We start from the raw sequence: 6,345 nt of genomic DNA on the forward strand, positions 1-6,345 counted from the left end.
CGATCCTTTGATTTCCTGACTCGTGCCCAGTATCCCGTGTGTCGCCCGCCACTCGACGGAGCACCGACCTCGGAGATGGGAAGATGAAACTGTGTCGAAGAATCTCAGCGGCGAGGCGCAGGCACGCGCGGTTAAACGTTCGACCGTCACCCTTCGGGATGTCGCGAGCGAAGCGGGTGTAGGGCTCGGAACCGCCTCACGGGCGATGGACCCGACGTCCCAGTACGTCGCGACCGAGGTGCGGGCCCGGGTCCTCGAGGTTGCCGACCGCCTCGGCTACCGGCCCAACTCGTCGGCGCGTGCCACGACGACCGGTTCCGCGCCGACGATCGCGATGCTGGTTTCCGACATCCGCGACCCGTACAACGCTCAGCTCGTGCACGGCGCGATCGACAAGGCCCGTGCGGCCGGGCTCATGGTGACGATTACGGGCGCCGACGACGTCACGGGCGACGAGGTCCGCACGATCCGGTTGCTGCGCGGGCAGCGCCCTCGGGCGCTCGTGCTCACGAGCACGCGGACGGGCTCGTGGTCCTCCTCCAGCCGGCTTCTGCGCGAGCTTGAGAGCTACGAGCGTGACGGCGGACGGGTCGTGGTTGCCGGAGACGACGACCTGCCCTTCGATACCGCGGTCGTGCCTCGTCACGAGGGTGCGTACCTTCTTGCCACGACGCTGCGCGACCTGGGCTATCGGTCGCTCGGGCTGATCCGGCCAGCCGAGGACGCGCCCGACGTGCGTGCGTGGGAACGAGGGCTGCTCCAAGGCGCCCGCGCAGCAGGGGTCCGCGTCGTACAGCCGCACCGAGGTCCGGAGGTCGCGAGAACACGGGACGGCGGTTTCGCCGCCACGGCCGCATTCTTGTCTGATGGGCCGACCGACGTCGACGGCCTGGTGGTGGCGAACGACACGATGGCGCTCGGCACGCTCAGAGCGCTCCGCGCAGCAGGGCTTGAACCCGGCCGGGACATCGGTGTCGCGGGGTTCGGTGATGTGGTCGACGCGGACGACGTCACCCCGGGGCTGACCAGCGTGGACCTCTCGCTCGAGGCGGTCGGTGGGGCCGCTGTCGAGCTGGCCTTGCGCACGGCTGTCCCCGAGCGGCGCCGTGTCGAGTTCGTCGCACGGACCGTCGTGCGCGACAGCACACCCCCACGAATCTAGGGCGTGTCTCCTAAATGGTCGGTGAGGTAAAAACGCGTGCAGGACCAGTGTCGTGACCCCGCGACTCAGATACCAGTCCAGCAGCCAGCGTGCCTCGTCCAAGGTGAGCCGCCACCCGTAGGCGCCGAGCGCCTCCGCCACCGAGGTCTCGGCGTCTCGTGAACGGGCGGCGCTCTCGGGGGCGTCCAGCGAGCCGACGCCTCCCGGCAGCACCCACCGCCACACCGTGTCCTGTCCTGGCCAGTGGAGCCTGGTCGCCGTGGACAGGTCGTCCGGCTCGGCCGGGTGGCCGGTCAGGGCGATCCCGTGCGCGGTGCACCAGGCGGCCTGGCTGTCATAGAAGACTTCGTGCAGCCGGGTGCGCACGACCTCGTCCCAGAGACGGGGGAAGCCGGCCGCCGTCGGATCCGACCCGCCGGGGCGTGTCGGATCGTCCGAGTCCCACAGCTGGGGAAACCGCCGCAGCACGTCGTCCACCTCCGTGCCCAGGACGTCGCGGCGTCGTGCTCAAGGCCCGGGGTGTAGGGGCGGGCGTCCGCACGAGGATTGCGGCCGAGCAGGAACGGCTCGTCCGTGAACAGTGCGACGACCGTCGTTCCGAGATGGTCGCCGAGCGCCCGCGCGTAGGCGTCGTGGGGGAGCTCGATGAAGGCGTCGACCGCGTCCTTGCGCAGCAGGTCCGCCGCCGCGGGGCGAGAGCCGAACCGTCGTCCTGTTCGGGATGGGCGCCACGTATCGTGCCCCGCTCGGCGCGTCCAGGACAGCGGTGATCCGCCATCTGCCACGGGGCAGATCTTGGCGAGCTCGCGCAGCTGGTCGAGGATCTGCTCGTCGCCCAGAGTCGTCGTTCCAGAAGACGAAGGCGAAAGGCCCCGCCGGCGTGGACGTGTGAGATTCCGGCGTCACCTACTCGCTCCGCCCGGTTTGTTCCCGGACCAGGCCCAGACGTTCCAGCTCGCCGGCGACCAGGCCGGCGTACACCGATGCACCGTGCTCCGAGGTGTGGGTGCGGTCGCCGTTGACCCTGACCAGGTAGAGCGGCTCCGAGTCCGCAGGGCCCAGCCCCTCCACCAGCTCCTTGCTCATCGCCGTGAGGTCGATCAGCGCCACATCGAGATCGGCCGCCAGGCCTCGCATCTCTGCGGGGAGGTCCGCGTTGTCCGTGACGATGAGCCCGGTGGGACTGAGCCGGTCGCCCTCGAAGCGGTGTCTGACGATCGGTGTGACGAGCACCGGCGTCGCACCGCGGTCGCGGATGCGAGTGACGATCTCCGTGAGATTGGCGCGGTACTCGGCAGCCGTCGTGGTCTTGTCGTTGTGTGCCAGCTGGACGAGGGCGACGTCGCCCCTCCTCAGTTGCGGTTCGAGGGCATCGAACATCCGCGGGTCGGCGAGCGCGGACACCGTGCTCTCGCCCGACCCGGAGTGGTTGATCACCGAGACACCCCGGCCGAAGTGGACAGGGAGTCGCTGCCCCCAGCCGGTGTACGGGGCGTTCTCCTGGTCGGTGACCGTCGAGTCGCCGAGGAGCGCGACCCGAGTGGTCCGGGGAGATGCTCGCCGCACGCTGATCCCCGTGACCTTCGGTGACGGGCCGGCGAACGTCAGCGTCAGTCCGTCGCCGCCTGGCTTCGCGTGATCGTTCTGCTGGCCTTCAGGGTCCCGTACGTTCACGGTGAACGATCGTCGGACCCGTTCGCCTGCGGATGTCGCCGTTGCGTCGACCATCAGGCGGCGGGCCTCGGCCAGGACGGTGGTCTCCGCCGCCTCGTCGCGTGAGCCGAGCAGTACGGTCACGTCGTAGTGCCCGGGCGGCACGTCGAAGGTGCACGTGATCGGACTCTCGCCGGTGCAGTGGGGCAGTCCTTCGCCGGCACGGGGGCGCTGGCTTCCCGCAGCCGCTCCGGGCTGCGCATCGGAGCCGGCGTAGGTGATGTTCTGCCGTGGCGGTGTTTCCATCCCGTCTCCCAGGTAGTAGCTGGTGTGGTGGGACTGCAGGTATCCCTTGAGCGTCATGGCGTTCCGGTAGGCAGGGTCGTGTGCCAAGGTCGGCAGACGCAGGTCGGTGGGGATGTCGGTCGCGAAGACGACGAGCTCGTCGTCTTCGGTACCCGGGTAGATCGCTTCCTCGCGCCAGTCGCCGAGCACGTCTCCCACCATCGCGGGGTTGCGCCCGCCGGCGGCGTTCTTCGCTCCGAACCGGCTGATCGTCTCGATTCTCGGCAGCGATCCCGACGGGGTGGGGTTCTCGGGGTCCCACTGCTCGATCTTGCCGTCGTTCAGCAGCTCGATCATGGGGTCGCCGTCCCACCACAGGCCGAGATGCGGCCAGGGCCGGAGGTTCGTGTCCGGCTCGGTGAGCTCGTTCGTCGGCGCGTTGTACAGGCCGGAGAACGACCAGGCCTCCATGCCGGGGTGGCGTGGGTCGATGTCGCCGACCATGCCCCTTCCCACGTCGGTTCCTGGATCGCCGTGGTGTTCCCACAGCAGCTCGCCCGTGGCCGCGTCGTAGTAGTACTCCAGGAGTCCGGACGGGTTGCGTTGCTGCACGCCATAGCCCTCGAGGCCGGGTCGGTCGGGGTCCATGTCGGCGATGTGGAAGCGGTCGCCATGCACGACGTCCGGGCCGAGCGAGTAGCGCAGGCTGCCGTCGCCGTTCAGCACGAACCCGATCTCGGCGACCTCGTCGCGGCCGTCGCCGTCCACGTCGACGATGCGGGTGTTGTGCCCGTCGGGGGCGTCCGTGTCGCCGCGGTGCCAGGTCCACTCCTGGGAGATCCGGTCTCCGTCGAAGGTCCAGGCACCGATCATGAGGTTGAAGCCCTCCGAGCCGACACGGTTCTTCATGTGAGCCACGAGGTGCGGGCGGACGCCGTCGAGATAGCCGACACCGAAGCGGGCGTACATCGGACCGTCCTCGATGTAGTCGTCCGGTACGGGCGCTGTCGCGCGCATCGCACCTGTGCGTCCGTCCAGGACCGCGACAGCCTGGTGGACATCGTCGTCGAGCTCAAAGGTCTCGCCGTCGCCGAACGTGACGCCGTTCGCGACGCGGACGGCGACCTCTGCTCGACCGTCGCTGTCCAGGTCGGCGACCGTGACGCCGTCCCAATGGCCCACGTCGATCGTGGCCGACCCGCCCTCGATGTTGTCCTGGTCCACGCTGTTCGGGCCCATGTCCACCGACCACAGCGGCGTGCCGTCACTGCGGTAGGCCTCGATCGACTGAGGACTGGTCTGCCGGTCGACGACGAAGTCGTACTCGCCGTCCCCGTCCAGGTCTCCGACCCATACGAACTTGATCGGGCCGCCCTGCCCGATCGGTATCCGGTGCACTGGCTCGACCGGGTGGTCGGCGGTCAGGGTGTACGGGGCGCTCGGTGAGCCCTCGGCCCCGTCCACGACCGGCCGGACCCGGTAGGTGGTCGTCCGGCTCAGGTCGGCATCCGTGTCCACGACGTTCGTGCCTGCGGTGAGCACCTCGTCGTTGACACGTACCTCGTCCCCACCGGCCGTCGACCGGTAGACGTTGAAGCCGATGCCCGACGGGTCGAGACCGAGCAGCCGCCAGCTCACCAGCACGCGGTCCGCGCCCTCCCGAACCGCGACGAGTCCCCGGCCCAGGTTCTCCACCGGGCGAGCACTCTGCCCAGTGGGAGCACTGCCAACCTGGGAGCCGGGCGCCGAGCCCTCGATGCGGGCGGCGATCGACGGCGCACCAGTGGCCGTCGCCAGGACCAGGGAAAGAGCTCCTGCCGCGAACGCCCGACGCGCGGTCATGAGAGCTTCTCCCCGACGAGGGCGAGGCACTGGATGGCAGCGAGACCGTACTGGGCGCTGGCGTTGGTGGAGAACCGGGCCTCGTCGACCGAGTGCAGGGCCACGGGTGGCTCGATGCGGCGCGTCCCCCAGTCATGGTCTGCCGGATATCCGGCATGCCCGGTAGCCAGCTCTTGCCATGCACGAGCTGCCAGGGCGTCGTCGTCGAGCTTGACGGAGGCATAGGCAGTGGCGCGCGAGTACGACTGCTTGAGGTTCAGGCTGCCCCAGTCCGCGCCGGTCTCCGCGCGCTGTTCCTCCTTGGTGCCGTTGTAGAGGCGGCAGAACTCGACCCACTTGGCTTCGACCTCGGGCTCGTCGACCAGGTCGATCAGCTCGGTCATGACCTCGATGAGACCGAACACGGAGCTGAGGCTGCCGACGGACACGGCCTTCTCCGGGCCCGACGAGAACGTCGCCGTCGCCAGGTCGTAGGTGGAACCCGCCTGAGCCCAGCCGTTGGGCAGAGCCGCGATGGACCGGGCACTGGCCAGCAGCCGTTCACGGGCGGCGGGGTCGCCGTTCCGCTCCCACTCGGTCAACCACGCGCCCGCGATGGCGCCCCAGTCCGTGGTCTTGCTCAGGGGCAGCGCCGAAGGATCGGGGTCGTACTCGCCGGTGGACCCATCCACCTTGCGACCGGCGTTGAGCACGAGGTAGGTGCGGTCGGAGCCGACCAGCTCGCGCAGGAGGTCGCCGCTGCGCTCGTCCCCGGTCAGGAAGTAGTGCGGCCGGCGGTAGTTCGCATTGCTGATGCGCACCTGCTTGGCGCTGTCACCCCAGTGCATCACACCGTGCCGGGTGCCCAGACCCTTCCACTCGCCCAGGTGGTAGGCGTCGACCTCGCCCGTGTGCCGGCACATCGCCTCGGCGAACCGGAACGCCGCAGCGTCGCCGGTGCGCAGGTAGTGGTGCCAGAGCCACAGATCCGTGGACAGCTCCGAGTTGTCCCAGGCGTACCCGCCCACGTCGTAGCGCCACTGGTGGCGATCACCGTCGTAGTCGTGCATGACGTCGCCGTAGTCCCAGAAGCCGTACCACGAGCGCTGATCGACCTGGCCGAGGTGGTAGCGGTGGATGGCCTCCAGCCTGTCCTCGATCTCTGCTCGCGCCGGCGTGGAGCGGTCGACGGGCGACCAGGAACCGAACACGCCCGCCCGGTGGTTGTGCCGCGGGCTGGTGACGAGCAGCGGCGGTGTGGCGCTCGCGGCGGCGAGCTCGGTGAACCGCTCGGCGGTCGGGGTGGCGGCCAGCGCCCAGAACATCAGTTCGGTGGTGCGGGCCACGCCGTAGGGCGTGCCGAACTCGGGCTCGTAGTCCTCGTAGGTGATCTCCAGGGCGTCGAGCTGCTCGGGGTAGGTGTC

The 6,345-nt window shown here is 69.5% G+C and carries 2 protein-coding genes and 1 pseudogene; 1 reads left to right on the plus strand and 2 read right to left on the minus strand.

The window, feature by feature from the left end:
* The first annotated feature begins 91 nt into the window (after positions 1-91).
* Positions 92-1,162, plus strand: a complete 1,071-nt coding sequence (locus ACFU5G_RS01070; RefSeq protein WP_377239869.1) for a LacI family DNA-binding transcriptional regulator — start codon at positions 92-94, stop codon at positions 1,160-1,162.
* 906 nt (positions 1,163-2,068) lie between these two features.
* Here the strand turns inward: ACFU5G_RS01070 and ACFU5G_RS01075 are convergent.
* Positions 2,069-4,942: a hypothetical protein gene (locus ACFU5G_RS01075; RefSeq protein ID WP_377239872.1), complete on the minus strand. Its 2,874-nt coding sequence runs from the start codon at positions 4,940-4,942 to the stop codon at positions 2,069-2,071.
* Positions 4,939-6,345 (minus strand): annotated as a pseudogene (locus ACFU5G_RS01080) (Tat pathway signal sequence domain protein); the annotation flags it as partial. The pseudogene ACFU5G_RS01080 and the gene ACFU5G_RS01075, both read right to left, overlap by 4 nt.

Source organism: Promicromonospora sp. NPDC057488, from assembly GCF_042802395.1.
In the GTDB taxonomy this organism is placed as follows: Bacteria; Actinomycetota; Actinomycetes; order Actinomycetales; family Cellulomonadaceae; genus Promicromonospora.